The following is a 26,187-nucleotide window of genomic DNA, read 5'->3' as shown; positions in this document are numbered from 1 at the left end:
ATCCTGTCCTACCGGTGCCGACACCGTAGCGCCCCGGGCCGGCCGTGAATCCCGCCCCGGCCGGTCACGACATGGCCGCACAGGCGATGTGTACGTCCGTACGCAACGTTGTGTACGCTTGTACGCATGGGATACGGATTGCTGGCCGCCGCCATCGCGGCGGAGGTGGCCGGGACGACGGCCATGAAGTACAGCGAGGGGTTCACCCGGCTGTGGCCTTCGCTCGTCACCGTCGTGGGCTACGTCGTGGCCTTCGCGCTGCTCGCCCAGACCCTCAAGACCCTCTCGATCGGCACGGCCTACGCGATCTGGGCCGGGGCGGGCACCGCGGCCGTCGCCGCCATCGGCATCCTCTGGATGGGGGAGTCCGCCGGCCTCGCCAAGCTGGCCGGCATCGCGCTGGTCATCGCGGGGGTCGTGGTCCTCAATCTCGGAGGGGCCCACTGATGGTCCGGCGGTACGACCCCGAGCGGCGCGAGCGCATCATCGACGCGGCCATCCGCGTCGTCGCGGACCGGGGCATCGGCGGGCTCAGCCACCGCACCGTGGCCGCCGAGGCCGACGTCCCGCTCGGCTCGACCACCTACCACTTCGCCTCGCTGGACGAACTGCTCGTCGCCGCGCTGCGCCGCTGCAACGAGAGCTTCGCCCGGACGGTGCGGGAGAGCCCGTACTTCGCGGACCCCTCCGTCCCGCTCGCCGACGAGCTCACCCGGCTGCTGGGGCAGTGGTTCGCGCAGGGGCGCGGGCCGCTGGCGCTGGAGTACGAGCTGTACCTCGCCGCCCTGCGGCGGCCCGCGCTCCAGCCGGTCGCCGCCGAGTGGGCCGACGCCCTGGCCGTGCTGATCGCCCACCGCACCGACCGGGCCACCGCCCGGGCGCTCACGGCGCTGCTGGACGGCATCAGCCTCCAGGTGCTGCTCACCGGCGCCGAGTTCGACCCGGAGTACACCAGGGAGATGCTGGCCAGGGTCGCCGGCGGGGCGGACCGCTGACCCCCGGTCAGGCCGTGCCCCGGCGTACGGCCGCCAGTGCGGCCTGCACGCTCGCCTCGATGTCCGTGACCGGGTACAGCGCCTCGACGACCGTCCGGTCCCGGTCCACCACCAGCGTCAGCCGCTTCAGCCGGGTGACGCCCGCCGCGCGGAACGTCGGGAGCCGCAGGGCCGCCGTCATGGCCAGCCCGGCGTCGGAGAGCAGCAGGAAGCGCAGCCCCTCCTTCTCGGCGAACGCCGCCTGCTCGTCCGGGCGTTGGGTGGACACGCCGTGCACGGTCGCGCCCGCCGCGGTGAACGCGGCCAGCTGGTCGCGGTAGGTGCACGACTCCAGCGTGCAGCCGCGGGCCCCCGGGATCCCCGCCCACCCCGGCGGATAGGCGTCCTTGCGCGCGTACGCGCCGGGGAAGCAGTACAGGACGGTGTACGGGGTGGCAGCGACGGGATCGCGCGATCCGCCGTCGTGGCCGAGCAGTTCCAGTGCGGGCAGCCGGGTGCCCACCAGGGCGTGCACCCGCTCCGCCTCCCTGGAGCCCTCCGCCGTCGTGGCCATCGTCTCCCCTTCTCCCAGGACCCAGGTGTCGCCCCAGTCCTGGAGTGCGATCAGCGCCGGCAGCAGGGCGCGGCCGCGCGGGGTGAGCCGGTACTCGTGGCGGACCGGGCGGTCCTGGTAGGGCTGCCGGGCCAGCACTCCCGCGTCGGTCAGCAGGCGCAGCCGCTCCGCGAGCACCTTCCGGGACACGCCCAGCTCCTGCTGGAGCGCGTCGAAGCGGTGCACGCCGCGCGCGGTGTCCCGCACGATCAGCAGCGTCCACCAGTCGCCCACCACGTCGAGGGCCTGGGCGATCGCGCAGTCCGCGTCGGCCAGGCTGGTGCGCTGCGGCACGATGTCCGTCTCCTTGCTCGGTTGACCTGCGGATGCCAGGCTGCCATAGTCCGTTCCCAAAAGGAACTCACTGTCCGGGGGGACGGGATGGACATGCTCCGCGGGGTACCGAGGACGGTGCGGCTCCTGGCGTTCGGCGCCTTCCTCAACGCCGTCGTCAGCTTCACCTTCGTCTACCTCTTCGTCTACCTCACCGGACCGCGCGGACTCTCCGTCGCCCAGGCGGGCGTGATCAGCGGGGTCGGCGGGATCGGCCTCGTCGCGGGCAACTTCACCGGCGGCTGGTTCGGGGACCGGTACGGCCACCGGCGGATGCTCCTGACCGGCGCCTGTGTGAGCGGCGCCGCGCTCGTCACGCTCCCCGTGCTGCCCCTCCCCGCCCTGTACGCGGTGCTGCCGCTCGCCCAGTACGCCTCGGGGGTCGTACGCGCGGCGAACGCCGCACTCGTCGCGGTCTCCGTCCCGCAGGGCGGGCGCCGCCAGGGCTTCGCCCTCACCCGCCTCGCGTCCAACGGCGGCTTCACGCTGGGGCCGCCGCTCGGCGCGCTGATCGCCTCGGCCTGGTCCTACGACTGGCTCTTCCTCGCCGACGGGGCGGGCACCCTGCTCTTCGCCGGCTACGCGGCCGCGATCCTGCCGGCCCGTGCCGCCGGCGCCCGAGCTCCGTCCGCACACGGTGCCCGGGCGCAGGGGCTGTGGTCCGAACTCCGGGCCAGACCCGCCGTGCTGGTCCTGCTCGCGGCGATCGTCTGCGTCGACCTCGTCTACCGCCAGCAGTACTCCACCCTGCCCGTCTTCCTCGCCGACCACGGCTACGGCACCCAGTTCTACGGCTGGCTGATCGCGGTCAACGGAGGGGTCATCCTCTGCCTCGAACTGCCCGCCGCCCACGCCCTGCGACGGCGGGCACCGCTGCCGGTCGTCGGCACCGGGCTCCTCCTCGTCGGCCTCGGGTACGCGGCGCTGATCCCGGGCGCGGGGGTGCTCTTCGCCGTCACGATGATGGTCTCGCTGACCCTGGGCGAGATCCTCTACAAGACCACGGCCACCGCGTACGTCGCCGACGAGGCGCCGGCCCACGCGCAGGGGCGCTTCCAGAGCCTGTACGCGGGCGCCTCGATCAGCGGCCAGGTCCTTGCCCCGCCCCTGGGCGGTGCGCTGTACGCCGCCGCCCCCGCCCTGCTCTGGCCGTTGTGCGCGGTCCTCGCCGGAGGGGCGGGAGCGGCCGTGCTGGCGGCGCGACGGCTGCGCGGGCCCTCGTCGCACCGGTACGGCGGCGGACCGGCCCCGGCTTCCCCGGGGGCTGCCGGGGGAGAACACGCTCCGGCACCTGAGACCGGTTCGCCCGTGCGGGCCTCGGGCGGTTAGGTTCTGTCCATGACCGACACGACTTCCCAGGGCTCCGCCCGCACCACCGGCGCCGTCGCCGCCGGCCTCGCCACCATCGCGGGTGACGGCACCGTCCTCGACACCTGGTTCCCCGCCCCCGAGCTCACAGCCGAGCCCGGTCCCGCCGGCACGCAGCGCCTGAGCCCCGACGAGGCGGTGAACCGGCTCGGTGAGGGCGCGGCCAGGGCCGTCGGCGTGGACGCCCGCCGCGGTGTGGAGGTCGTCGCCGTGTCCACGGTCATCTCCTCGCTGGACGACAAGCCGCTCGACGCGCACGACGCCTACCTGCGGCTGCACCTGCTCTCGCACCGCCTGGTCCAGCCCCACGGGCAGAACCTCGACGGTGTCTTCGGCCTCCTCGCCAACGTCGCCTGGACCTCGCTGGGCCCCGTGGCCGTCGACGACCTGGAGAAGGTCCGGCTCAACGCCCGCGCCGAGGGCCTGCACCTCCAGGTCACCTCCGTGGACAAGTTCCCCCGTATGACGGACTACGTCGCGCCCAAGGGTGTGCGGATCGCGGACGCCGACCGGGTCCGGCTCGGCGCCCACCTGGCCTCGGGCACGACCGTGATGCACGAGGGCTTCGTCAACTTCAACGCGGGCACCCTCGGTACGTCCATGGTCGAGGGCCGCATCTCCGCGGGTGTCGTCGTGGGCGACGGCTCCGACATCGGCGGCGGCGCGTCCACCATGGGCACGCTCTCCGGCGGCGGCAAGGAGCGCATCGTCATCGGGCAGCGCTGCCTGATCGGCGCCGAGGCCGGCGTCGGTATCGCGCTCGGCGACGAGTGCGTCGTCGAAGCCGGGCTCTACGTCACGGCCGGCACCCGGGTCACGATGCCCGACGGACAGGTCGTCAAGGCGCGCGAGCTCTCCGGCGCCTCGAACATCCTCTTCCGCCGCAACTCGGTGACCGGCGCCGTCGAGGCCCGCCCGAACAACGCCGTCTGGGACGGGCTCAACGACGTCCTTCACAGCAACGACTAACACGTGGCGGCGAGGAGTTCCTCGTACAGCCCGCGCAGCCCGTCGGTCGCCTCGCGGCCGGCGGGCTGCAGCGGTTCGCGGACCGGGCCGGCGTCCAGCAGTGCCTTCGCCGTGACGGTGCCGGGCAGTCCTGAGGCCATCATCGCCTCCACCAGCCCGATGGTGAGCCCGTTGAGACGGGCGGCCCCCGCGGTGTCACCGGCGTCGAACGCCTCCAGCACGGCCCGCATCTGACGCGGTGCCGCGTTGGCGACCGTGCTGACGTAGCCCGCCCCGCCGAGCGCGTACAGCGGAAGGTTCAGCTCCTCGCAGCCCGAGTAGTAGGCCAGCGAGGTCCGCGCCATCACCTTGGCGGCCGCGAGCAGGTCGTACGAGCAGTCCTTGACCGCCAGGACGCGGGGGTGCTCCGCCAGGCGGAGCAGGGTCGCCGGTTCGATCCTCGTCCCGGTGCGGCCCGGGATGTCGTACAGCATCAGCCCGAGGCCGGTCGCCTCCGCGACCCGGAGGAAGTGCGCCTCCACCGCGGCCTGCGGGGGCCGGCTGTAGTAGGGGGTCACCAGCAGCAGCCCGTCGGCGCCTGCGGCCTCGGCCTCCCGCGCCAGCCGGACCGTGTGCCGGGTGTCGGCACTGCCGACCCCCGCGACGATCGGGACCGCGTCGCCGACCGCCTCCCGGACCGCCCGCAGCAGCGCCGTCTTCTCCTCGTCCGTCGTGGTCGGTGACTCGCCGGTGGTCCCGCTGAGCACGAGACCGTCGCAGCCGTCCGCGACGAGACCGCGGGCATGGCGGCGGGCGGCGTCCAGGTCCAGGTCACCTGTGGCGGTGAACGGTGTGATCATGGCGCAGAGGGTGCGGCCGAAGGGTCCGCCCGTGTGGGATCTCATTCCCGCAGTCTCGGCGCCCGGCGCGTGCCGGTCCACTTAGATCTGCTGGGGGTGAGGGGCAAGAGACGCTGAACGGTGGGCCCGGTCTGGCATGATCGAACAGAGTGGCGACAAACCGTTCCAGGGGTGGGGTACACGGCATGCGCGTACGGAAGACGATCACGGCCGCGGTCCTCACGGCGGCCGTGCTGTCCCTCTCCGGCTGTGCCGGGTTCCTCGTCCCGGCGGGGGAGGGCGAGCCCGGCCCCGTACGCACGACACGGCCGGCGGACGCCGCGCCCGCGCCGGCCCCCGCGTCGACGACGGACGCGCCCGCCCAGGGCGCCCCCGCCCCCGAGGCCTCGGGCGACGGCTGTCCGGCCTCGGGTGCGGCCGTGGAGATGGGCCCCGTCCAGACGGCGATGTTCCACCGCGCCGTCACGCTCACGCTCACCAACTGCGGTGCGAAGCCCTACCGCGTCCACGGCTATCCCTCCGTCCGCGCGCTGGGCGACGACGGTGCGCGCATACCCGTCCCCGTGAACCCGGGCGGGTCGATGTTCGGCAACGACGAGGGGCCGCAGGAGATCCTGCTGAAGCCCGGCGCCGGCGTCACGTCCACACTGGCCTGGGTCTCCACCAAGGAGGGCGGGGACCTCATCGAGGGGGACGCCCTGGAGATCGCCGCGGCCCCGGACGCCGGCGCGCGGGTCTTCCCGCTGGAGGGGCACGACATCCGTCTGATGGACGAGCTGAACACGACGGCCTGGCGGGTGCCCGAGGCGGGGTGAGGGGGACGGCCCGGGTGCCGGCGGCGGGATGAACGCCCTTGACCTCAAGTGAGCTTGACGTACGAGGGGGGTCGTCGGAGGCCCACCACGGGGTGGGCCCGGAGAGGACCGAGCCATGTCGTCCGCAGAGCGCCACCCCCTTCCCGACCTCACCCGTGCCGACGTGGGGATCGTCAAGGCCGGCACGTGGGACACCGGTACCCCGGATCGTCAGCGGCGTACGGTCGACGCGCTCCGCGCGGCGTGGGGCAGCCGCCCGTGGCCGCACGCCGGGCTCCTGTCGTACACCGTCTGCACCGGGGAGGACGGAAGGACGCTGCTCCACTACTCGCAGTGGTCCTCCGAGGACGCCTACCAGGACTTCGTGCGGAACGGCCGCGACGCGCGCAACGCGGACATCGACGCCGCCGTCCCCGGCGTCGAGCGGCTGGGCCCGGACACCTTCGAGCCGTACCGCTCCGCGAACCGGAAGGACGGCGCCCCCGGCCGGGCTGCGTCGTGACCGTCGACATCCGGCTCGACGGACCGGACCCCGCGCGCCAACGGGACTGGGTGGAAACGGTGTTCGAGGCGCTGGACAGCGACCCGGTGCCGGCGCCCGGAAGGATCTCCGCCCACTTCCATGCCGGTACGGACGGCACCCGGGTCCTCAACTACGCCGAGTGGGAGACCGCGAGGGCGCACGTCGACGCGCTCGCCGCGGCCGGCGACGGCGTCGGATCGCCGACACCGCAGTGGCGGCGCGTCCGGAACCACACCGGCCCCACGAGCAGCACCGTGCGCCGCTGGACGCCCGCCCTCGGCTTCGCGCCGGGCGAGCGGTGGAACCGGGCGGCAGGGGACTGAATACGTCTACGCTGGGACGGTGGCCGCGAACCCGTGCGTACCGGGACGGCGCCACCGTGACACAGCCCGCGCAACGCCCCGAGGAGACCCCCTGATGTCCGCAGAGCGCCCCTCCCTGCCGCCGGTGCGGCTGCACACCGAGGCCGAGCTGGCACGGGACGCGCTGGCCGCTCCGCTGCTCGCCCGCGCCGCCCGCCTCGCCCGCTGGGCGGGACCCGGTACCAGGGTGGGTGCCGGCGGCGAACTCGTCGACGCGCAGCTGCCCGCCGCCGCGCGGCATCTGGGGCTGGAGGACGACGAGGAGGGCGCCGCCTCCGCCAGCGAGGCGTGGCGCCTCGCCGTCGACACGGGCCTCGTCGACATCGAGGACCCGCAGGACGTGGAGGAGGCCGAGGGCGACGACGCGGAGGGCACCGCCACGGCCGGCGAGAACCTGGCCCTGCTGACCTCCGGTTCCCCCGCCGACGTCCTCGCGATCTGGCTGGACGGCCTGGAGGCCGTGCACGCGGACGCCACCGCCCCGGCGTTCGACGACTTCGCCGACCTCATCGGGGAGGACGGCAGTGTCGACTTCGACGCCCTGGACTGGGATCCGGAGGAGGAGGCCGAATTCCTCGACGGGGTGCTCGGCAACCTCTACCTGCTGACCCTCTCGGAGGCCGGTCCCGCCGACGCCACCGTGCCGCTTCCCGCGCTCGCCGCGTCCGTCGTGGTGCCCGAGGACATGGGCGAGCCCACCGACGACATCCTGGAACAGGTGTCGGAGGCGATGATGCGACTGGACGACCAGTTCCGGGTCCTCGAACCCATCGGGATCGTCGAGTACCGGCCGGTGGACGAGACGCTGCTGACCGAGGAGGGCGAGGAGGCGGCACCCCCCGCCGACGACGAGGACGTCACCCGCTACGGCATGGTGAAGCTGACCCCCCTCGGCCTCTACGGCATCCGGGAACGGATGCTGGAAGCCGGTGTGGATGCGCCCGCCGTCGGTGACCTCGGGGACAAGGGGGCCGACGCCCTGCTCGACGGCATCGCCTACTACCCCGAGGAGGCCGCGCGCACCGAGGTCGGGCTCTGGCTCGGCCGGCACGGCGCGCACGGGGCGGAGGCCGCCGCGGCGGAGCTCCTCGGCGCGGCACGCGGGGCCGACCGGCGCGCCCCGCTGCGCAGGCTCCACTGCCAGCAGGCCCTCGCCCTGGTCGGCCCCGAGGCGGAGTCCGCGGTCCGCGCGGTGCTCGGTGACCCCGAGCTCGGCGGGCTGGCGCGGGTCTGGCTCGCGGAGCGCGGCGCGGCGGACGTTCCGGCACCGCCGGAGTCGATGATCTTCTGGCTCGCCGTGGACACGATCGCCGCACAGCTGGACGCCGACGGCGACCTCGACGAACTCCAGGAACTGGTCGAGGGGCTCTCCGGTCAGCACAGCGGCTTCTTCGACGAGGCGTGGCGGGTGGAGCACCCCGCGACGGAAGAGGTGCTGGAGGCGGTGGGCCGGCTGCACCGGGACCGGAAGATCGCGAAGGACGCACGCAAGGCCGCCTTCAAGGCCCGCTCCCGCGCGAAGGGCTGAGCTGCGGGAGCCGCGCGCCGCCCGCACGACGGGCGGCATTTCCGGCCAGGCGCGCCCGGCCGTGCCGCGTCCGGTGACCCGTTTTGTCACCGAACGCGGCACGGCTTGACGTGAGGGCCCGCTCGACGTCGTACCTCGTTCAACTCCCGTTGGTGTGGGGGAGGGAGCGTGATCGCGCCAGCCCACCCGGCCACACCAGGAGTCCGCGATGTCGATCACGCGCAGGGAATTCAGCAGACAGTCCGCCCTCACCGGCGCCGGCATCGCCCTCACCGGTGCCGTCGGCGCACTGGCCACCGCGCCCGGGGCCCTGGCGGCCGACGACGCGCGGCACGGCCACGGTGACGACGGCCACGGCCACGGGAACGGCCACGGCCACGGCAAGGAGCTCGGCTACGGCCCGCTGCTCCCCGACCCGAAGGGCATCCTCGCGCTGCCCGCCGGATTCTCCTACCGCGTGATCACCCACAGCGGCGTCACCAAGCTGGAGACCGGCGAGTCGACCCCCTCCAACCACGACGGCACCGCCGCGTTCGAGGGACCCCGCGGTGTCACCCTCCTCGTCAACAACCACGAGCTGAGCGGTACCCGGGCCGGCTGGGAGCACCCCGTACCGCTCACCGAGGGCCTCGTCTACGACCCGGTCGCGGCCGGTGGGTGCACGGTCGTGGAGACCCGGCGGGACGGACGAACCGCCGAGTGGGTCGGCATCGCGGGCACCTCGACCAACTGCGCGGGCGGCAGCACCGCGTGGGGAACCTGGCTCACATGCGAGGAGACCGAGGACAGGGCCGGCAAGAACGGTCTCCTCAAGGACCACGGCTACGTCTTCGAGGTCGACCCGTACGACAAGCGCGCCAACCGCGACCCGCGACCGGTCAAGGCGTTCGGGCGGTACGCCCACGAGGCCGTCGTCATCGACCCGAAGCAGGGTCACGCCTACCTGACCGAGGACGCGTCCGGCCCCAACGGCCTGCTCTACCGCTGGGTCCCGCCGCACGGCTTCAGGCACGGCCGCGGCAAGCTGCGCACCCTCGCCGACGACGCCGGTGTCCTCCAGGCCACGAAGTGCTTCGACCGGAACGGCGCGTTCGTCGACGACCTGTCCCGCGCCACGAAGGTCGGCACGGTCTACGGCGTGGACTGGGTGGACGTGCCCGACCGGGACGCGAAGAGCGTCTCCGTCCGCAAGCAGTTCACCGACGGCCAGGTCACCCGCGCCCGCAAGCTCGAAGGCATGTGGTGGAGCGACGGCGGCGCCTACATCGTCTCCTCGTTCGCCCGCGACGAGAGCCCCGTCGCCCACGACGGCCAGGTCTGGTTCTACGACCCCAAGCGCCGCACGCTGACCCTGAAGGTGCTTCTCGGCGTCAACGCCGACCCGTCCGTGGACGGCGCCTTCGACGGCCCGGACAACATCACCGTCTCGCCCTACGGCGGTCTCGTCATCGCCGAGGACGGCGAAGGCATCCAGCACCTCTTCGGCGCCACGGACAGCGGTCGCACCTATCCGATCGCGCGCAACGAACTGAACGGCGGCACGGAGGAGGACCCCTCCTACAGCGAATTCACCGGCGTCACCTTCTCACCGGACGGAAAGACGCTCTTCGCCAACATCCAGACCCCGGGCATCATGCTCGCCATCACGGGGCCGTGGAAGCGCCAGCCCGACAAGCACTGACGTCCCCGGACGCGGCACGGTGCGGTGTGCGGGGGAAAGCTCCCTCGCACACCGCACAGGTGTCCTCCTGGAGTCATGGCCGTGCACCTCCCGGTGCGAAGGCAGCGGCTCCTTCTCTTTCCCGAAACCGCCGCAGCCGTTCTGACCTCGGGAGGCACGAGTGACGGGGTGCCCGTCCAGCCGGCAGGTCGTGGACTCCGTTCTGCTGCGTCCGGACGAGCCCGGAGAACTGCTCGGTACCGGACCCCGCCGTACGGACGCGCCGTGCCCAAGCCGGTCGAGCGGGGGATCGCCGACGCCGTGCGCCGCCTCTGCAACGGCAGGGCGCTGCGGGGCGCCGCTCTCGGACCGGTCCCTGCTGAACCGGGCCGACGCGGCGGCCGTCTTCGGCGCGGCGCCGGCGCTGCGGGCCGCCGACGCCGATCTGGTGGAGTTCGGCACGGGCAGCGCGGTGGTGCCGTACCGCCGGGGCGAGTCCGTGCTGAGGGTCAACGAGCGCTTCGGCAGCCTGGGCGGCACCAACACGGTGCAGGCGGTGCGCAAGCACTTCCGCGCCCACGACCGGGTGCTGATCGTCACGGACGAGCAGGCGTCGTCCACCCACTACGGGGACGTCACCGGGGGCATCCCGGCGAGGGTGCCCGTACACACCTGGAACCTCGCCGGTCACCGGGTCGGGCACGCGTCGTCGGGAAGCGAGAACCGCCACACCTTCGGGGGTCTTTCCGACGCGGCGTTCCGCATGATGCCCCTGCTGGAAGCGGGCGGGAACGCGGACCGGCCCTGGAACCGCTGATTACGAATCCGGCACTACTGCCCGCTCCGGAGCGGTCGGGCATGGCGTCGGGCGCTTACAGGGCGCATACTCGACCGTAATGAAACAGTCAGCCGGTTCCCGGCGTCACCTGCCTTCCAGTCCCTTCAACCGCCCGGCCCAGGCGGCCCCACCGGTCGAATGCTTCGATGTGGGCGACAGGGTGTCGCACGACCAGTTCGGACTCGGACGAGTCCTCGCTGTAGAGGGCGACAACGACGCAGTGCTCATCGACTTCTCGGGGCGACAGGGGAGGATCCTGAGCCCGTATTCCAAGCTGACCAAGCTCTGAGAGAGCGGACGAGTACGCAACGCGTCCCACCGGAGACTCTCCGGATCCGGGGCACCTGAGGGGAGACCCGTCGGGTGCCCCGGAAGCCGTTCCGGGGTGCTGCCACGCGCCGGAGCGCGCCGGGAGGGACCGGGACCGCTAGAGGGCCTTCGCGGCGGGCTTGACCATGCCGCGAACGGTCCGCGACTTCACGAACTCACCCACGGCGGTCATCTCCCACTCGCCGGAGAACTGCTTGATCAGCTTGGCCATCATCACGCCGGTCTGCGGCTCCGCGCCGGTCAGGTCGAAGCGGACCAGTTCCTCGCCGGTGGCCGCGTCGATCAGCCGGCAGTAGGCCTTGGCGACCTCGGTGAACTTCTGCCCGGTGAAGGAGTTCACCGTGAAGACCAGACCCGTCGCGTCGGCGGGGATCCGGCCGAGGTCCACGACGATCACCTCGTCGTCGCCCGCGCCCTCACCCGTGAGGTTGTCGCCGGAGTGCTTGATCGCTCCGCCGAGGATGGAGAGCTTGCCGAAGTAGCAGCTGTCCAGGTGATTGCGGTCGGGGCCGAAGGCGATCACCGAGGCGTCGAGGTCGATGTCCTTGCCGCGGAACGCGGGCTCCCAGCCGAGGCCCATCTTGACCTGCGAGAGCAGCGGCCTGCCGCCCTTGACCAGGGAGACCGTCTGGTTCTTCTGGAGGCTGACCTTGCCCTTGTCGAGGTTGATCTTGCCGGAGCCGGCGGACGGTGCGGGCGGCGCGGGCGGAGCCGCGGGCGCAGGCGGAGCGATGCGGGGGTCCACGGGCGCCGCGGCCGGGGGAGCGGCGGGCGGTGCCGCGGGTGCCGCCACCGGGGCGGGCGGGGCCGCCGCGGCGGGCTCCTCCACCGAGACGCCGAAGTCCGTGGCGATGCCGGCCAGCCCGTCCGCGTAGCCCTGGCCGACCGCGCGGGCCTTCCAGGCGCCGTTGCGCAGGTAGATCTCGATGACCACCAGCGCCGTCTCGCCGCCCAGCTGCGGCGGGGTGAAGGTGGCGAGCGCGCTGCCGTCGTCCGCGTTGCGCACGGTGGCCGTGGGCTCGATGCCGCGGAAGGTCTGGCCCGCGGCGTCGGGGCTCGCCGTGACCACGATCTTCTCGATGCCCGGGGGGACCGCCGTGGTGTCCACGACGATCGCGTCGGGGGCGGAGCCGCCGCCCGAGCGGTAGGTCACGCCGGGGCCCGAGGGCTGGTTGTAGAAGATGAAGTCGTCGTCGGAGCGCACCTTGCCGTCGGCGGTGAGCAGCAGGCCCGAGACGTCGAGCCGCACCGGGGCGGCGACGTCCACCGCCACGCGGGCGGCGGAGAGAGGGATGTTCGAGCCGGGGGTCATTGCGGTCATGCACGGGGTAACGAACGACCCCTCTTTGCCGTTCCCTTACCTTCGCGTGTGTGATCCGGACGGCTCAGCGGCCGCCGCGCGCCCGGTTGCGGGGGTGGTCCCGGGCGGTGCGCTCGTTGCCGTGCCGGTACGCGCCCGTCCAGCGCGCCATGACGAGCTGGGCGTCGCCGGACTCCACCTCCGCCAGGAACTTCTCCGCCCGGCCGCCGCGCAGCGTTCCCGCGGGGCGGCCGTGGTGGGTGAGGGTGACGCTCGCGTCGCCGTGCTGCTCGTACTGGAATCCGGAAGGTCTCGGCATGGGCGTATGGTGCCCGACCCCCTGCGTCGTGTCGCCCGGTTTTCCGGTCGGGCTCCCGCGCCGGAGTCCGGTCCTCCCCGGAGACGGTCAGCGGACGACGTCGAAGACGTTCTTCTGGAGCCCGTTGGCGTAGGCCTCGTGCTCGACGAGCCTCAGGTGCTGGGTGTCCTTGTCCGTGGTGCTGAAGAGCCGCTTGCCCGCTCCGAGGAGGAGGGGGAAGACCAGCAGGTGGTAGCGGTCGACGAGACCCGCGTCCGAGAGGCTCCGGTTGAGGGCCGCGCTGCCGTGGACGATGATCGGGCCGCCCTCGGTCCGCTTCAGCGCGGCGACGTCGTCGAGCGAGCGCAGGATGGTGGTCTCGCCCCAGCCGGACACCAGGTCGCCGTCGTCGAGCGTGGTGGAGACGACGTACTTCGGCATCAGCTTGTAGTCCGCGAAGTCCTCCATGCCGGGCCAAACCCGGCTGAACGCCTCGTAGCTGCTGCGGCCCAGCAGCATCGCGGCCGCTTCCTCCTGCTCCCTGCCCTTGATCTCGAACGCCTCGGGGAGGAACTCGATGTCCTTGAAGGTCCATCCGGAGTTCCGGTAACCGGGTTCGCCGCCGGGTCCCTCCACGACTCCGTCGAGCGAGATGAAGGCGGTGCTGATCAGAGTGCGCATCGTGTTCCCCGTGTCCGTGTCGTGCTGCCGGTGCATTCGCCCGGTGCATGCTACGACCGCTCTCGCGCCGTTCGCCGCACCGTTCGTCATCCATGACCGCGGGGCGGGGGAGAACTCATCGGCCTGCGCGTGCCGCGTTCCGGGAACCCGGTGATCCGCCGCCCCGCGGACGGATCACCGGCCGGGGACCGGCTCAGTAGGGCCAGATCGGGGGGTCGGTGACGAAGTGGCCGCCGAGGTGGGCGTGGTCGGGGTTCTCCGGGTCCAGCTCCCCGTGCTCGGCGACGAGCTTCTCCGCGTACTGCTCGGAGTCGTCCTGCGGGTCGTAGCCGAGGGCGCGCGCCGTCGTCAGGTCCCACCACAGGCGGGTGTTGGCCGAGGATCCGTACACCACGGTGTGCCGCACGTCCTCGGCGGTCAGGGCCGCGTGGAAGAGCCGGGCGCCGTCGCCGGGGCTCATCCAGACCGAGAGCATCCGTACCGAGGTCGGCTCCATGAAGCAGGAGCCGATGCGCACCGAGACGGTCTCGATGCCGTGCTTGTCCCAGTAGAACTGCGCGAGGTCCTCCCCGAAGGACTTCGACAGGCCGTAGAAGGTGTCGGGCCGGCGGGGGGTGTCGACCGGGATCAGCGGGTCACCGGGGAGCGGGCGCGGGGTGTAGCCGATGGCGTGGTTGGAGGAGGCGAACACGATGCGCTTCACCCCCTCCTCGCGCGCCGCCTCGTAGAGGTTGTAGGTGCCCTCGATGTTGGAGTGCAGAATCTTGTCGAACGACGCCTCGAGGGAGATGCCCGCGAGGTGGATGACGGCGTCGACGCCCCGCACGGCCTCCCGCAGAGCGGCCTTGTCGCCGAGGTCGGCGGTGACGGCGTTCGGTTCGCCCTCGATGGGGGTGAGGTCCAGGAGCCGGAGGTCGTATCCGTACGCGGGGAGCAGCCCGCGCATCAGGGTGCCGAGGCCGCCGGCGGCGCCGGTGAGAAGGACGGTGCGGGGAGCTGGCATATGACGATCTCCTCGGTGCGGGCGCAGGGCGCGGGCGCGGTGGGCGCGGACGGTGCGGTGCTGTGCTGCGTGTGGCCGGACGTGCGAACTGCGGGGTCTGTGGGGCACGCGGATGTCACGCGACCGCCCGGTGCGTCAAATTCATGGACGGCATTCACATGCGTGGACACGCTAAGAACTTGCGACGGACCACGTCAAGTGTCGCTCGGTGTCGGCCGGTTCGTCCCGGGGTCGGGTGTTCGCGTCTTGACCAGCGCCGCGTGGCTGCCTTAGCGTGGCGGCGTTCAGAAATATGGACGTCGATCATAATTGTGCACGCCTGAATCTGCTCAGGGAGCGCCCGTGACCTCAGCCCCCCTTGCCGCCCGACTCACCGATGTCGCCGGGCCGCTCTTCTTCCCCGTCACCGCCTACGGACCGGACGGCGCCGTCGACCCGGACGCCTTCCGCGCGCATGTGCGCGCGGGGGTGGACGCCGGTGCGGCGGCCGTCTTCGCCTGCTGCGGCACCGGTGAGTTCCACGCGCTGGCCCCCGAGGAGTTCCGCCTCCTCGTGGCCGCCGCCGTCGAGGAGACCGCGGGCCGGGTGCCCGTCGTCGCGGGAGCCGGGTACGGCACGGCCCTCGCGGTCCAGTACGCGAAGCTCGCCGAGGAGGCGGGCGCGGACGGGCTCCTGGCCATGCCGCCCTACCTCGTCGTCGCCGGCCAGGAGGGGCTGCTCGCCCACTACGCCGCGCTCGCCGCCGCCACCTCCCTGGAGACGATCGTCTACCAGCGGGACAACGCCGTCTTCACCCCCGAGACCGTCGTCGCCCTGGCGAAGACCCCCGGGATCATCGGCCTCAAGGACGGCCTGGGCGACCTCGACCTGATGCAGCGCATCGTCAGCGCCGTACGCACCGGCCTGCCCGGCGAGGACTTCCTGTACTTCAACGGGCTGCCCACCGCCGAACTCACCGGGCTCGCCTACCGGGGCATCGGTGTCACGCTCTACTCCTCCGCCGTCTTCGCCTTCGCGCCCGACATCGCCCTGGCCTTCTACCGGGCGCTGGACTCCGGCGACGACGGCCTGGCCGACGCGCTGCTCGACCATTTCTACCGGCCGCTCGTCGAACTGCGGGCCAAGGGGCACGGCTACGCGGTGTCGCTGGTGAAGGCGGCGGTCCGGCTGGAGGGCCTGGACGTCGGCCCGGTGCGCACCCCGCTCACCGAGCCGCCGGCCGCGCACGTCGAGGAGCTGGCCTCGATCATCGCGAACGGCCGTGCGCTGCTGGAGAAGTACCGCGAGGAGGAGGCGAAGTGAAGGCCTCCGCCTTCCTCTACCCCTGGGACGTCGTGGGGGACCCGGACGCCGCCGCCCGCCTGGCCGACCTCGGCGTCCAGCAGGTGACGCTCGCCTCCGCCTACCACTCCACCCGGGCCCTGACCCCGCGCCACCCCGGCCGCCGGATCGTCACCGCGGAACACGCGGCCGTGCTCTACCCGCCGGATGCCGCGCGGTGGACGGGCCGGGGGCTGCGCCCCTACCGGCAGTCCTGGGTGCCGGGCGACGACCCCTACGCCGAGGCGGCCGACGCGCTGGCCGACGCGGGGCTCCAGGTGCACTCCTGGGTGGTGCTCGCGCACAACTCCCGCCTGGGCGCCGAGCACCCGGACACCTCCGTGGTCAACGCCTACGGCGACCGCTACCCCTGGGCGCCGTGCATCGCGCGGCCCGCCGTCCACGCCTACCTGGTGGATCTGGCGGCGGAGGCGGCCGTACGCCCCGGGACATCGGGCACCGAGCTGGAGTCCTGCGGCTGGTACGGCTTCGCCCATCTGCACGCCCACGACAAGGTCTCCGGGGTCGCGCTCGGGGACGCGGCGCAGTACCTGATGTCGCTCTGCTTCTGCGCCGACTGCCGCGCGGGCTACGCGTCAATGGGCCTGGACCCCGACGAACTGCGCGCCGCCGTACGCCGCGCCCTGGAACCCGTCTGGGCCGGGCCGGGTTCGGGGGAGCAGGGCTGGGCCGGGGTGGAGAAGCTGCTCGGCGCCGGCCTCGCGGACGCCACCCTGCGCTGGCGCGTCCGGGTCGCCGGAGGCCTCCAGGAGGCGGCTGTCGCCGCCGTGCGGGGCGCCGCGCCGGGGCGGGACTTCCAGGTCCTGCTCCACGCCGACCCGGCCCCCCACCGCACCGGTGCCAACGTGGGGACCGACCCCTCCCACATCCTGTCCGCGGCGGACGGTGTCGTGCTGCCCTGCACCGGCGGCGACGCGGCGCGCGAGGCGGTGCTCGGCCCGTTCGCCGGGCTGTCCGGGATCGTCGCCGCGAACTTCAACGTGGTGAGCGGCATGGGCGGCAGCCCCGGCACGCTGGAGCGCGACGCCGCGCACGCGGCCTCGCTCGGCGCGGACCAGCTCCGGCTTTACCACGCGGGTCTCGCCTCCGGACCCGATCTCGCCGCCGTCGGCGACGCCCTCTCCGCGGTCCGCGGCGGCTGACCGCGGACCGTCTCCCACCCTCGAAGCGCAGGTCCCCGGCGTGCGGCCGGGGGCCTGCGCTGTTCTCCGTCCCCGGCCGGAGGAGCCGCGCCGGCCGGGAGCGGAGCCGGCGCCGTCAGGCTGTCGGTGAACTTCTTTTGCCAGAAGCGTTGACGAAACATTCCCACCGCTCTAGCTTCATCCGCGTCGTACTTCGTACGTCATATATGAGACGCGATACGCGAGATGCGAGAGCTCTTCACCCATGACCTTTGCGCCTGCCCCCATCCCGTCCAGGACCCAGTACGTGCTGGAGGCGATCAAGCACGCCATCCTCACCGCACAGCTGAAGCCGGGACAGGCACTGGTGGAGACCGAACTCGCCGCACAGTTCGGGGTGTCGAAGACCCCCGTACGTGAGGCGCTGAAGACGCTCGCCGGTACCGGGCTCGTGGTCATGAGCCAGTACAAGGGTGCCACCGTGCGGCTCGTCGACGCGACGATGGCCCGGGAGGTGTACGACGTCCGCCTGCTCCTGGAGCCGGAGGCGCTGCGCCGCTCCATCACCCGCAAGGTCTCGCTGGAAGCGGCCCAGGAGGCCCTGGAGCGCTCCGACTCCGCGGTCGACAAGGCGGACAGGTCGCTCGCCAACCGGGACTTCCACCGGGCGCTCTACCTGCCCTGCGGCAACCCGCTGCTCGCCCGGATGCTCGACGAGATCCGCGACCAGGCCGCACTGGTGTCGACCGTCGCCTGGTCGGCGATCCCGTCCTGGGAGCGCGAGGCGGCCGAGCACCGCGAGATCCTGCGGCTCGCCCTGGCCGACGACGCGGACGCCGCGGCGGGGGCCCTGCACGACCACATCGCATCGTTCGTGCGCCGTGCCTTCCCCGACGACGAAGACGGGGGTGACACGACGTGAACCACCAGCTGGACATGGATCACCAGCACCTCGACGAAAGGTCAGTCCGCATGGACTTCTCCCCGCTGAAGGCGGCCCTCGCAGACGTTGTGGCGATCCCGGTGACCCCGTTCACCGAGGAAGGCGGCATCGACATCCCGGCGCACCGCGCCCTGCTGCGACGGCTGCTCGACGGGGGCGTCCGCATCGTCACCCCCAACGGCAACACCGGTGAGTTCTACGCGCTCACCCCCGACGAGCGGCGTACCGTCACCGAGCTCACCGTCGAGGAGACGGTCGGCCGTGCCACCGTCCTGGTCGGGGTCGGCCACGACGTGCCGACCGCCGTGGCCGCCGCCGAGCACGCCAGGGACCGCGGAGCCGAGATGGTGATGGTGCACCAGCCGGTGCACCCCTACGTCTCGCAGGAAGGCTGGATCGACTACCACCGGGCCATCGCCGAGGCCGTCCCCGGGCTGGGCGTCGTCCCGTACGTCCGCAACCCGCTGCTCGCCGGTGAGCGCCTCGCCGAGCTCGCCGACAGCTGCCCCAACGTGATCGGCGTGAAGTACGCCGTCCCGGACGCCGCCCGCTTCGGCGCGTTCGCCCGCGACGCCGGCCTGGAGCGCTTCGTGTGGATCGCCGGGCTCGCCGAGCTGTACGCCCCCTCCTACTTCGCCACCGGCGCCACGGGATTCACCTCCGGACTGGTCAACGTGGCCCCAGGCGTCTCGATCGCCATGCTCGAGGCGCTCCGTGCGGGCGACTACCTCGCCGCGATGAAGGTCTGGGAGCAGATCCGCCGCTTCGAGGACCTGCGCGCCGACCGGCAGTCCGCGAACAACGTGACGGTCGTCAAGGAGGCCCTGGCCTCCCTCGGGCTCTGCCGCCGCGACGTCCGCGCACCCAGCCGGGTGCTGCCGGAGGCGCAGCGCGCCGAGGTCGCCACCCTGGTCGCCGGGTGGTCCATATGACGAGCGCGTCGCCGGAGGGCCGCCGCATCGCTCCCGAGGAGCTGCGCAGCCACCAGTGGTACGGCACGGACGGGCTCCGCTCGTTCAGCCACCGCGCCCGCACCCGGCAGCTGGGCTACCTCCCCGAGGAGCACCTGGGCAAGCCGGTCATCGCCATCCTCAACACGTGGTCCGACATCAACCCCTGCCACGTCCATCTGCGCGAGCGCGCGCAGGCGGTCAAGCGGGGCGTCTGGCAGGCGGGCGGCTTCCCGCTGGAGTTCCCGGTCTCCACGCTCTCCGAGACGTTCCAGAAGCCCACCCCGATGCTCTACCGCAACATGCTGGCGATGGAGACGGAGGAGCTGCTGCGCTCCTACCCCGTCGACGGCGCCGTGCTGCTGGGCGGCTGCGACAAGTCGACGCCCGCACTGCTGATGGGCGCCGCCTCCGTCGACCTGCCGACGGTCTTCGTGCCCGCCGGGCCGATGCTGCCGGGCCACTGGCGCGACGAGGTCCTGGGCTCCGGCACGGACATGTGGAAGTACTGGGACGACAAGCGGGCCGGCCTCATCGGCGACTGCGAGATGGCCGAGCTGGAGAGCGGCCTCGCCCGCTCGCCCGGCCACTGCATGACGATGGGTACCGCCTCGACCCTGACGGCCGCCGCCGAGGCGCTGGGCGTCACGGTGCCGGGCGCCTCGTCCATCCCGGCCGTGGACTCCGGTCACGACCGGATGGCGGCCCACTCCGGCATCCGGATCGTCGAACTGGTGTGGCAGCAGCTGAAGCTGTCGCACATCCTCACGGCGGACGCCTACGAGGACGCGGTCGCCACGGTCCTCGCGCTCGGCGGCTCCACCAACGCCGTCATCCACCTGATCGCGATGGCCGGCCGCTCCGGCGTGAAGCTCACCCTGGACGACTTCGACCGCATCGCCCGCACCGTGCCCGTCCTCGCCAACCTCCGCCCCGGCGGAAAGTACCTGATGGAGGACTTCCACTTCGCCGGAGGGCTCCCCGGATTCCTGGCCCGGCTCACCGACGTGCTCCACCTGGACCGGCCCACCGTCACGCACGCCACGCTGCGCGAACAGCTCGACGGAGCGCTCGTCCACAACTCCGACGTCATCCGCGAACGGGACGAACCGCTGGCCGAGGAGGGCGGGGTGGCCGTACTGCGCGGCAACCTGTGTCCGGACGGCGCGGTCATCAAGCACATCGCCGCCGAGCCCCACCTGCTGCGCCACACCGGACCCGCGGTCGTCTTCGACGACTACAAGGAGATGCAGCGCACCATCAACGACCCGGCCCTGGCCCTCACCCCGGACCATGTGCTGGTGCTCCGCAACGCCGGCCCCAAGGGCGGTCCCGGGATGCCGGAGTACGGCATGCTGCCGATCCCCGACTACCTGCTGAAGCAGGGCGTACGGGACATGGTGCGGCTCTCCGACGCCCGGATGAGCGGCACCAGTTACGGAGCCTGCGTGCTGCACATCGCTCCCGAGTCCTTCGTCGGCGGGCCGCTGGCCCTGGTCCGCACCGGCGACCTGATCACCCTGGACGTCGAGGCGCGGCTGCTCCACCTCGACGTCACCGACGAGGAGCTGGAGCTCCGCAGGTCGCGGTGGACCGAGCCGCCCGCCCGCTACGGGCGCGGCTACGGGGCGCTCTACCAGGACCAGATCACCCAGGCCGACACCGGCTGCGACTTCACGTTCCTGGCCCGGCAGGGAGAAGTGCCCGACCCGTACGCGGGCTGAACCCGGGCGAAGAATTCCGCGCACCGCCTCGTCCGGGATACCGAACGGCATGCGGTAAGCGCTTGCACCATGCACCGACCGCACGGCACATCCAGCACTTCCCAGAGATCGGAGACGCGTCATGGCCCAATCCGCAGCCGTGGCCACACCGCCCCCCAAGGGGCAGGCGCCCAAACGCCGCTCGGCCGGCCCCCGCCGCCTTCCGTACCTGCTGATCGCGCCCGCGGGCCTGCTGATGCTGGGCTTCATCGCCTATCCGGTGATCAGCGTCTTCTACTACAGCCTGCAGGACTACAACGTCACCAAGCCGTGGCGGAACGGCTTCGCCGGCTTCGACAACTTCACCCGGATCTTCACCGAGGACGACCAGTTCTGGTCGACGCTCGGCTTCAGCGCCCAGTGGGTCTTCACCCAGGTGACCCTGCAACTGGCGCTCGGCCTCGCGCTCGCGCTCATCGTCAACCAGAGCTTCATCGGCCGCGGCATCTCCCGCGCCATGGTCTTCTCGCCCTGGGCCGTCTCCGGTGTGCTCACCAGCACCATCTGGATCCTGCTGTACAACTCCTCGACCGGCTTCAGCCGCTACCTCGCGGACGCCGGGATCGGTGAGTACGGCACCTCGGTCCTCTCCGACACCGGGACCGTCTTCTGGGCGGCCACCGTCTCCGAACTCTGGCGCGGGGTCCCCTTCTTCGCCATCCTCATCCTCGCCGACCTCCAGTCCGTCTCCAAGGAGCTGTACGAGGCGGCGTCGGTGGACGGAGCGGGCCGTCTGCGGCAGTTCTTCCACATCACGCTCCCGCACCTGCGCGACGCGATCATCCTGGCCACCCTGCTCCGCGGGGTCTGGGAGTTCAACAACGTCGACCTCCTCTACACCCTCACCGGCGGCGGGCCTGCGGGAGAGACCACCACCCTCCCGCTCTACGTCGCCAACACGGGCATCGAGGGCCATGACTTCGGATACGCGTCCGCGCTGACCACCGTCGCCTTCGTGATCCTCCTGTTCTGCTCGATCGTCTACCTGCGCCTGAGCAAGTTCGGAGGCGACCACAAGTGACTGCCGCACTCGTAGAGAAGAACGACGCCCGCACGCCCGGGCTCTCCCGGGGGGACGACACCCCGCCGCCCTCCTCGCACCGCAGGACCAAGCGCGAGCGCGCCTTCGACGACGTACCGCGCTGGCAGATCTACGTGCCGCTCGGCATCTACCTGCTCTTCACGCTCATCCCGTTCTACTGGATGTTCCTCTTCGCCGTACGGCCCGCCGGCTCCACCTCCCTGGTGCCGTGGCCCATGACGGGGGACCACTTCTCCAAGGTCTGGAACGAGCGAAGCTTCGCCGTCTTCTTCCAGAACAGCATGATCGTCGGCGTCGCGACGCTGATCGCCACGACCCTGGTCGCGCTGGCCGGCGGCTACGCCCTGGCCCGGTTCGACTTCAAGATCAAGGGCGCCTTCATGCTGGCGCTGCTCTGCTCGCAGTTCATCCCCGGCGCCCTGATGCTCGTGCCGCTCTTCGAGATCTTCAAGAACCTCCAGATGATCAACTCCCTGGGGAGCGTCGTCATCGCGGAGACCGTCTTCCAGCTGCCCCTGTCGATCATCCTGATCAGCGGGTTCATCAAGAACGTCCCGGTCTCCCTCGAGGAGGCCGCCTGGGTGGACGGCTGCTCGCGCTTCAAGGCCTTCTGCGCGGTCGTGCTGCCGCTGCTGCGCCCCGGACTGATCGCCGTCGGCTCCTTCGCCTTCGTCCACAGCTGGAACCACTTCCTCTTCGCCCTGATGTTCCTCAGCGAACAGGACAAGCAGACGATCCCGGTCGGCCTCAACACCCTCATCGGCGCCGACAGCGTCGACCTCGGGGCGCTGGCCGCGGGCGGAGTCATCGCCGCCGTACCGGTGGTCATCGTCTTCGCCTTCATCCAGAAGTGGCTCATCACCGGCTTCAGCGCCGGCGCCGTGAAGGGATGACGGACATGACCTGGAAGCTCCACCCCCGCCCCGCCGCCGAGGCGGCCCGCGGGGCCGGAGAGAGGAGGACGGGCCGATGAGCGACACCGTCCCCGTCCCCGTCGTCCTGGCCGGCGCCCGCGGCCACGGCCGCTGGCACCTCGCCAACATCCGCCGGCTCCAGCACCGGGGGCTGGTCCGGCTGGCCGGGGTCTGCGAGCTGACCCCGCTGACCGACGGCGAACTCGACCTGTTCGCGGACGACATGCCCGAGCAGTCCGCCGACTTCGGGGCCCTCCTGGACCTCACCGGCGCACGCGCCGCCGTCGTCTGCACCCCGATCCCGACCCACACCACGCTGGCCCTGACGGCGGCGGCCCGGGGCGTCCACCTCCTCCTGGAGAAGCCCCCCGCCGCGACCTGGGACGACTACGCCCGCATGGCGCAAGGGGTGCGGGAGGCGGGCGTCGCCTGCCAGATCGGCTTCCAGTCCCTCGGCTCGCACGCCGTCCCGGCCATCAAGGACCTCGTACGCTCCGGGGCGATCGGCGCCGTACGCGGCGTCGGCGCCGCCGGTGCCTGGGTCCGCGACGACGCCTACTTCCGGCGGGCGCCCTGGGCCGGGCGCCGCAGGATGGACGGGGCCGACGTGGTCGACGGGGTGCTCACCAACCCCCTGGCGCACGCCGTCGCCACGGCACTCGAACTCGCCGGCCGGGGAACGGCCGACGACGTCGCGTCCATCGAGACCGAGCTCTTCCGCGCCCACGACATCGAGTCCGACGACACCAGCTGCGTCCGGGTCACCACCGCCGACGGGACCCCGGTCATCGTCGCGGTCACCCTCTGCGCGGAGGAGGCCGGCGAGCCGTACGTGATCGTCCACGGCGACCGCGGACGCATCACCTTCTGGTACAAGCAGGACCGCGTCCTGGTCCAGCGCGCCGGACACGGCCCGGAGGAGACCGTGCACGGACGGACCGACCTGCTGGAGAACCTCGTCGGACACCTGGAGCACGGCACCCCGCTCCTCGTACCCCCGGAGCGCGCCGGTGCGTTCATGCGGGTCCTGGAGGCCGTGCGCACCGCCCCCGAGCCTGCCGCGCTGCCCGCCACCGCCTGGCACACCCGGCCCGCCGACCAGGGCGACGGCGTACGGCGCATCGTGCGCGGCATCGACGGCACCGTCGCCGCCGCGGCCGACACCCTCACCCTCTTCTCCGAACTGGGCGCCTCCTGGGCGCGCCCGAGCGAGGTGAGCACACCATGACCACCGCACTCCTCAGCTGCGCCGGACGCCCCGTCGGCCGCTACAGCTACCGGCCGGAGACGGACGGCCGGCCCTACCTGCACCCCGTCACCACGCTCGCCGGCACCCCCGTCACCGAGGAGCGGCCCGCCGACCACCTCCACCACCTGGGCGCCTCCGTCGCGGTGCCCGACGTGGCCGGCCACAACTTCTGGGGCGGGCGCACCTTCGTCCGCGACCAGGGGCCCACCGTGCTCGACAACCACGGGACGCAGCGCCACCTCGGCTGGAAGCTCCGCGACCCGGACGGCTTCGTGGAGGAGCTCAGCTGGGAGGCCGACGGCACCGAACTGCTGCGCGAGCACCGCACCGTCGCCGCCGTCGGACTCTCCGACAGCGCGTGGGCGCTGGACTTCTCCTTCTCCTTGACCAACCGCGGCTCCACGGACCTCTCCATCGGCAGCCCCGCCACCAACGGCCGCCCCGGCGCCGGATACGGCGGATTCTTCTGGCGCGCCCCCAAGGAGGCCGCGCCGCCCGCCGTGTTCAGCGGGACGCTCGACGGCGAGGAGGCCGTGCACGGGAGGGCCGCCGACTGGCTGGCACTCGCCGGGGACGGCTGGACCCTCGTCTTCGCCGGCGCGACCGACGAGACGCGGCGCGACCCGTGGTTCGTACGGACCACCGAGTACCCGGGGGTCGGCTCCTCCCTCGCCGCCGACCGGCGGCTTCCCGTCGCCGCCGGAGCCACCGTCGTACGCAGGGTCGTCACGGTCGTCGCCGACGGACGCCTCGGCCGGGACGCCGCCGGCGCCCTCGTCCGCAAGGCGGTCGCCGCATGACCATGCCCTGGAGAGCCGACCTCGGGGACGGTACCTACCGCAACCCGGTCCTCAACGCCGACTGGTCCGACCCCGACGTCGTCCGCGTCGGCGACGACCACTACCTCACGGCGTCCAGCTTCGGCAGGGTCCCCGGGCTGCCCCTGCTGCACTCCCGCGACCTGGTGAACTGGACCCTGATCGGCCACGCCCTCGACCGGCTCCTGCCGGAGGCCGACTTCGCCGTGCCGCGCCACGACTGCGGGGTGTGGGCGCCGTCGCTGCGCCACCACGCCGGACGCTTCTGGATCTTCTGGGGTGACCCCGACCACGGCATCCAGCAGATCAACGCCGAGGACATCCGCGGCCCCTGGAGCGCCCCGCACCTCGTCAAGGCGGGCAAGGGCCTGATCGACGCCTGCCCCCTGTGGGACGAGGAGACCGGCGAGGCCTATCTCGTCCACGCGTGGGCGAAGTCGCGCTCCGGCGTCAAGAACCGGCTCACCGGCCACCGGATGAGCCCCGACGGCCGCGAGCTCCTCGACGAGGGCACCACCCTGGTCGACGCCGACACGATCCCCGGCTGGTTCACCCTCGAAGGCCCCAAGCTCTACCGGCACGGCGGCTGGTTCTGGATCTTCGCACCCGCCGGGGGAGTGGAGACCGGCTGGCAGGGCGCCTTCCGCTCGCGGACGTTCGCCGGCCCCTACGAGGAGCGGGTCGTCCTCGCCCAGGGCCGCACCGAGGTCAACGGCCCGCACCAGGGCGGCTGGGTCAGGACCGCCGCGGGAGAGGACTGGTTCCTGCACTTCCAGGCCCGCGGGGCGTACGGCCGGGTCGTGCACCTCCAGCCGATGCGCTGGGACGAGGAAGGCTGGCCGGTCATCGGCGACGAGGGCGAACCCGTTCTCACGCACCGCAGCCCGAAGGCCCCGGAACAGGTCGCCGAGGCCCCGGTCTCCAGCGACGACTTCCCCGGCGGCCGGTACGGCCGCCAGTGGCAGTGGACGGCCGCCCCGCGGCCCGGCTGGACGGTCCGCCACGGGGGCGACGGGCTGCGCCTCAGCTGCGTACGGACCGCGTACGCGCACGATCTGCGGGCCCTGCCCAACGTCCTGGTGCAGCGGCTGCCGGCCGAGGAGTTCACCGTCGAGACGGGCATCACGCTCGACACCGGCGAACCGGGCGCGAAGGCCGGGCTCGCCGTGCTCGGCGACGCCTTCTCGTGGATCGGCCTGGAGGCCGCGGCCGACGGGACGGCACAGCTCGTGCACCGGTACGCCGAGACCGTCGCCGAGCACGAGCGGGACGCCGAGCACCCCCGCCCCGCACCCGGCGCATCCGTACGCGTACGGATCGAGGTCACCCGGGGCGCCCGCTGCCGCTTCCTCGCCGACACCGGCGACGGGTCCGGATTCCGGGCGTCCGGCCAGGTCTTCGCCGCCACCCCCTGGCGGTGGGTCGGCGCGCTCCTGGGTCTCTTCGCCACCGCACCGGCCGGCTCGGAGCCTTCCGGAACAGCCGGCTTCACCGCATTCCGCACCACCGGAAGACCCCGGACCGTCTGAACCCCGCACCGCTGTATGGGAGCCGCAATGACGCACCTCCGTACCGAGCGCACCAGAGCGAGAGCACCGTTCACCGTCTTCAC

Annotated in this window: 24 protein-coding genes and 2 pseudogenes; 20 read left to right on the top strand and 6 right to left on the bottom strand. The window is 72.4% G+C overall.

Annotation, left to right across the window (positions count from 1 at the left end):
- Window positions 1–126: 126 nt before the first annotated feature.
- Window positions 127–447, top strand: a complete 321-nt coding sequence (locus tag ACFC51_RS11205; protein ID WP_376370715.1) for a DMT family transporter — start codon at window positions 127–129, stop codon at window positions 445–447.
- The gene (locus ACFC51_RS11200) at window positions 447–995 is read left to right on the top strand and encodes a TetR/AcrR family transcriptional regulator (RefSeq protein WP_376370717.1); all 549 of its coding nucleotides are present in this window, start codon (window positions 447–449) and stop codon (window positions 993–995) included. Before ACFC51_RS11205 ends, ACFC51_RS11200 begins: the two co-directional genes overlap by 1 nt.
- A 7-nt stretch (window positions 996–1,002) precedes the next feature.
- Here ACFC51_RS11200 and ACFC51_RS11195 read toward each other — a convergent pair whose 3' ends face one another.
- A complete protein-coding gene (locus tag ACFC51_RS11195; RefSeq protein ID WP_376528200.1) occupies window positions 1,003–1,881 on the bottom strand; it encodes a winged helix-turn-helix transcriptional regulator in 879 nt (292 codons plus the stop codon).
- 87 nt (window positions 1,882–1,968) lie between these two features.
- On the opposite strand from ACFC51_RS11195, the gene ACFC51_RS11190 reads away from it, so the two are divergent.
- Together ACFC51_RS11190 and dapD are read left to right on the top strand one after the other, a co-directional pair.
- Window positions 1,969–3,249: an MFS transporter gene (locus tag ACFC51_RS11190; RefSeq protein ID WP_376370721.1), complete on the top strand. Its 1,281-nt coding sequence runs from the start codon at window positions 1,969–1,971 to the stop codon at window positions 3,247–3,249.
- A gap of 9 nt (window positions 3,250–3,258) precedes the next feature.
- The gene (gene dapD / locus ACFC51_RS11185) at window positions 3,259–4,257 is read left to right on the top strand and encodes a 2,3,4,5-tetrahydropyridine-2,6-dicarboxylate N-succinyltransferase (RefSeq protein ID WP_376370722.1); all 999 of its coding nucleotides are present in this window, start codon (window positions 3,259–3,261) and stop codon (window positions 4,255–4,257) included.
- Here the strand turns inward: dapD and dapA are convergent.
- Window positions 4,254–5,141, bottom strand: a complete 888-nt coding sequence (gene dapA, locus ACFC51_RS11180) for a 4-hydroxy-tetrahydrodipicolinate synthase (protein WP_376528198.1) — start codon at window positions 5,139–5,141, stop codon at window positions 4,254–4,256. The genes dapD and dapA overlap by 4 nt on opposite strands.
- A 140-nt stretch (window positions 5,142–5,281) precedes the next feature.
- Between dapA and ACFC51_RS11175 the strand changes: the two genes are divergently transcribed.
- The 6 genes and pseudogenes from ACFC51_RS11175 to ACFC51_RS11150 all read left to right on the top strand — a co-directional run bounded on the left by ACFC51_RS11175 (window position 5,282) and on the right by ACFC51_RS11150 (window position 11,111).
- A complete protein-coding gene (locus ACFC51_RS11175; RefSeq protein ID WP_376370726.1) occupies window positions 5,282–5,911 on the top strand; it encodes a DUF4232 domain-containing protein in 630 nt (209 codons plus the stop codon).
- A gap of 115 nt (window positions 5,912–6,026) precedes the next feature.
- Window positions 6,027–6,757, top strand: a pseudogene (locus tag ACFC51_RS11170) (antibiotic biosynthesis monooxygenase).
- Window positions 6,758–6,851: 94 nt separating this feature from the next.
- Window positions 6,852–8,324, top strand: coding sequence for a hypothetical protein (locus tag ACFC51_RS11165; protein WP_376370727.1), 1,473 nt, complete (start codon window positions 6,852–6,854; stop codon window positions 8,322–8,324).
- 208 nt (window positions 8,325–8,532) lie between these two features.
- Window positions 8,533–10,005 carry an alkaline phosphatase PhoX gene (locus ACFC51_RS11160; protein ID WP_376370729.1) on the top strand — a complete coding sequence of 491 codons (1,473 nt, stop codon included), beginning with the start codon at window positions 8,533–8,535 and terminating at the stop codon, window positions 10,003–10,005.
- 331 nt (window positions 10,006–10,336) lie between these two features.
- Window positions 10,337–10,801, top strand: a pseudogene (locus ACFC51_RS11155) (TROVE domain-containing protein); the annotation flags it as partial.
- 79 nt (window positions 10,802–10,880) lie between these two features.
- Window positions 10,881–11,111 carry a hypothetical protein gene (locus ACFC51_RS11150; protein WP_014156926.1) on the top strand — a complete coding sequence of 77 codons (231 nt, stop codon included), beginning with the start codon at window positions 10,881–10,883 and terminating at the stop codon, window positions 11,109–11,111.
- Between the two features lie 138 nt (window positions 11,112–11,249).
- On the opposite strand, the gene ACFC51_RS11145 is transcribed toward ACFC51_RS11150, so the two are convergent.
- The 4 genes from ACFC51_RS11145 to ACFC51_RS11130 all read right to left on the bottom strand — a co-directional run bounded on the left by ACFC51_RS11145 (window position 11,250) and on the right by ACFC51_RS11130 (window position 14,434).
- On the bottom strand, window positions 11,250–12,473 hold the full coding sequence (locus ACFC51_RS11145; protein WP_376528196.1) for a TerD family protein: 1,224 nt from the start codon (window positions 12,471–12,473) through the stop codon (window positions 11,250–11,252).
- Between the two features lie 64 nt (window positions 12,474–12,537).
- Window positions 12,538–12,771, bottom strand: a complete 234-nt coding sequence (locus ACFC51_RS11140) for a hypothetical protein (RefSeq protein ID WP_376370731.1) — start codon at window positions 12,769–12,771, stop codon at window positions 12,538–12,540.
- An 87-nt stretch (window positions 12,772–12,858) separates the two neighbouring features.
- Window positions 12,859–13,431, bottom strand: coding sequence for a dihydrofolate reductase family protein (locus tag ACFC51_RS11135; protein WP_376370733.1), 573 nt, complete (start codon window positions 13,429–13,431; stop codon window positions 12,859–12,861).
- A 193-nt stretch (window positions 13,432–13,624) separates the two neighbouring features.
- Window positions 13,625–14,434 (bottom strand): NAD-dependent epimerase/dehydratase family protein, encoded by an 810-nt coding sequence (locus tag ACFC51_RS11130; RefSeq protein ID WP_376370734.1) that lies wholly within the window; start codon window positions 14,432–14,434, stop codon window positions 13,625–13,627.
- A gap of 342 nt (window positions 14,435–14,776) precedes the next feature.
- Here ACFC51_RS11130 and ACFC51_RS11125 point away from each other — a divergent pair, with 342 nt between their 5' ends.
- The 10 genes from ACFC51_RS11125 to ACFC51_RS11080 all read left to right on the top strand — a co-directional run bounded on the left by ACFC51_RS11125 (window position 14,777) and on the right by ACFC51_RS11080 (window position 26,104).
- Complete coding sequence (locus ACFC51_RS11125) at window positions 14,777–15,736, top strand: 5-dehydro-4-deoxyglucarate dehydratase (RefSeq protein ID WP_376370736.1); 960 nt, start codon at window positions 14,777–14,779, stop codon at window positions 15,734–15,736.
- Window positions 15,733–16,917: a hypothetical protein gene (locus tag ACFC51_RS11120; RefSeq protein WP_376370737.1), complete on the top strand. Its 1,185-nt coding sequence runs from the start codon at window positions 15,733–15,735 to the stop codon at window positions 16,915–16,917. Before ACFC51_RS11125 ends, ACFC51_RS11120 begins: the two co-directional genes overlap by 4 nt.
- 244 nt (window positions 16,918–17,161) lie before the next feature.
- Complete coding sequence (locus tag ACFC51_RS11115; protein ID WP_376370738.1) at window positions 17,162–17,818, top strand: GntR family transcriptional regulator; 657 nt, start codon at window positions 17,162–17,164, stop codon at window positions 17,816–17,818.
- Between the two features lie 50 nt (window positions 17,819–17,868).
- Window positions 17,869–18,771 (top strand): dihydrodipicolinate synthase family protein, encoded by a 903-nt coding sequence (locus tag ACFC51_RS11110; protein WP_376528193.1) that lies wholly within the window; start codon window positions 17,869–17,871, stop codon window positions 18,769–18,771.
- Entirely contained in the window at window positions 18,768–20,513 is a 1,746-nt protein-coding gene (gene araD, locus ACFC51_RS11105) for an L-arabinonate dehydratase (protein WP_376528190.1), read from the top strand. The genes ACFC51_RS11110 and araD overlap by 4 nt, the downstream gene beginning before the upstream one ends.
- 121 nt (window positions 20,514–20,634) lie before the next feature.
- Entirely contained in the window at window positions 20,635–21,573 is a 939-nt protein-coding gene (locus ACFC51_RS11100; protein ID WP_376528187.1) for a carbohydrate ABC transporter permease, read from the top strand.
- Entirely contained in the window at window positions 21,570–22,487 is a 918-nt protein-coding gene (locus ACFC51_RS11095) for a carbohydrate ABC transporter permease (RefSeq protein ID WP_376528185.1), read from the top strand. Before ACFC51_RS11100 ends, ACFC51_RS11095 begins: the two co-directional genes overlap by 4 nt.
- Before the next feature lie 76 nt (window positions 22,488–22,563).
- Complete coding sequence (locus ACFC51_RS11090; RefSeq protein WP_376528182.1) at window positions 22,564–23,736, top strand: Gfo/Idh/MocA family protein; 1,173 nt, start codon at window positions 22,564–22,566, stop codon at window positions 23,734–23,736.
- Window positions 23,733–24,557 (top strand): PmoA family protein, encoded by an 825-nt coding sequence (locus tag ACFC51_RS11085; protein WP_376370747.1) that lies wholly within the window; start codon window positions 23,733–23,735, stop codon window positions 24,555–24,557. The genes ACFC51_RS11090 and ACFC51_RS11085 overlap by 4 nt, the downstream gene beginning before the upstream one ends.
- The gene (locus tag ACFC51_RS11080) at window positions 24,554–26,104 is read left to right on the top strand and encodes a family 43 glycosylhydrolase (RefSeq protein ID WP_376528180.1); all 1,551 of its coding nucleotides are present in this window, start codon (window positions 24,554–24,556) and stop codon (window positions 26,102–26,104) included. The genes ACFC51_RS11085 and ACFC51_RS11080 overlap by 4 nt, the downstream gene beginning before the upstream one ends.
- The last annotated feature ends 83 nt before the right edge of the window (window positions 26,105–26,187 follow it).

Source organism: Streptomyces sp. NPDC055962, from assembly GCF_042270185.1.
Lineage (GTDB): Bacteria > Actinomycetota > Actinomycetes > Streptomycetales > Streptomycetaceae > Streptomyces.
This window is presented reverse-complemented; position numbering and strand designations above follow the sequence as displayed.

What these genes read in the sequence shown, in the direction of transcription:
- ACFC51_RS11205 (WP_376370715.1), top strand. Translation starts at nt 127, where the DNA reads ATGGGATACGGATTGCTGGCCGCCGCCATCGCGGCGGAGGTGGCCGGG.
- ACFC51_RS11200 (WP_376370717.1), top strand. Translation starts at nt 447, where the DNA reads ATGGTCCGGCGGTACGACCCCGAGCGGCGCGAGCGCATCATCGACGCG.
- ACFC51_RS11190 (WP_376370721.1), top strand. Translation starts at nt 1,969, where the DNA reads ATGGACATGCTCCGCGGGGTACCGAGGACGGTGCGGCTCCTGGCGTTC.
- dapD (WP_376370722.1), top strand. Translation starts at nt 3,259, where the DNA reads ATGACCGACACGACTTCCCAGGGCTCCGCCCGCACCACCGGCGCCGTC.
- dapA (WP_376528198.1), bottom strand. Translation starts at nt 5,141, where the DNA reads ATGAGATCCCACACGGGCGGACCCTTCGGCCGCACCCTCTGCGCCATG.
- ACFC51_RS11175 (WP_376370726.1), top strand. Translation starts at nt 5,282, where the DNA reads ATGCGCGTACGGAAGACGATCACGGCCGCGGTCCTCACGGCGGCCGTG.
- ACFC51_RS11165 (WP_376370727.1), top strand. Translation starts at nt 6,852, where the DNA reads ATGTCCGCAGAGCGCCCCTCCCTGCCGCCGGTGCGGCTGCACACCGAG.
- ACFC51_RS11160 (WP_376370729.1), top strand. Translation starts at nt 8,533, where the DNA reads ATGTCGATCACGCGCAGGGAATTCAGCAGACAGTCCGCCCTCACCGGC.
- ACFC51_RS11150 (WP_014156926.1), top strand. Translation starts at nt 10,881, where the DNA reads ATGAAACAGTCAGCCGGTTCCCGGCGTCACCTGCCTTCCAGTCCCTTC.
- ACFC51_RS11145 (WP_376528196.1), bottom strand. Translation starts at nt 12,473, where the DNA reads ATGACCGCAATGACCCCCGGCTCGAACATCCCTCTCTCCGCCGCCCGC.
- ACFC51_RS11140 (WP_376370731.1), bottom strand. Translation starts at nt 12,771, where the DNA reads ATGCCGAGACCTTCCGGATTCCAGTACGAGCAGCACGGCGACGCGAGC.
- ACFC51_RS11135 (WP_376370733.1), bottom strand. Translation starts at nt 13,431, where the DNA reads ATGCGCACTCTGATCAGCACCGCCTTCATCTCGCTCGACGGAGTCGTG.
- ACFC51_RS11130 (WP_376370734.1), bottom strand. Translation starts at nt 14,434, where the DNA reads ATGCCAGCTCCCCGCACCGTCCTTCTCACCGGCGCCGCCGGCGGCCTC.
- ACFC51_RS11115 (WP_376370738.1), top strand. Translation starts at nt 17,162, where the DNA reads ATGACCTTTGCGCCTGCCCCCATCCCGTCCAGGACCCAGTACGTGCTG.
- ACFC51_RS11110 (WP_376528193.1), top strand. Translation starts at nt 17,869, where the DNA reads ATGGACTTCTCCCCGCTGAAGGCGGCCCTCGCAGACGTTGTGGCGATC.
- araD (WP_376528190.1), top strand. Translation starts at nt 18,768, where the DNA reads ATGACGAGCGCGTCGCCGGAGGGCCGCCGCATCGCTCCCGAGGAGCTG.
- ACFC51_RS11100 (WP_376528187.1), top strand. Translation starts at nt 20,635, where the DNA reads ATGGCCCAATCCGCAGCCGTGGCCACACCGCCCCCCAAGGGGCAGGCG.
- ACFC51_RS11090 (WP_376528182.1), top strand. Translation starts at nt 22,564, where the DNA reads ATGAGCGACACCGTCCCCGTCCCCGTCGTCCTGGCCGGCGCCCGCGGC.
- ACFC51_RS11085 (WP_376370747.1), top strand. Translation starts at nt 23,733, where the DNA reads ATGACCACCGCACTCCTCAGCTGCGCCGGACGCCCCGTCGGCCGCTAC.
- ACFC51_RS11080 (WP_376528180.1), top strand. Translation starts at nt 24,554, where the DNA reads ATGACCATGCCCTGGAGAGCCGACCTCGGGGACGGTACCTACCGCAAC.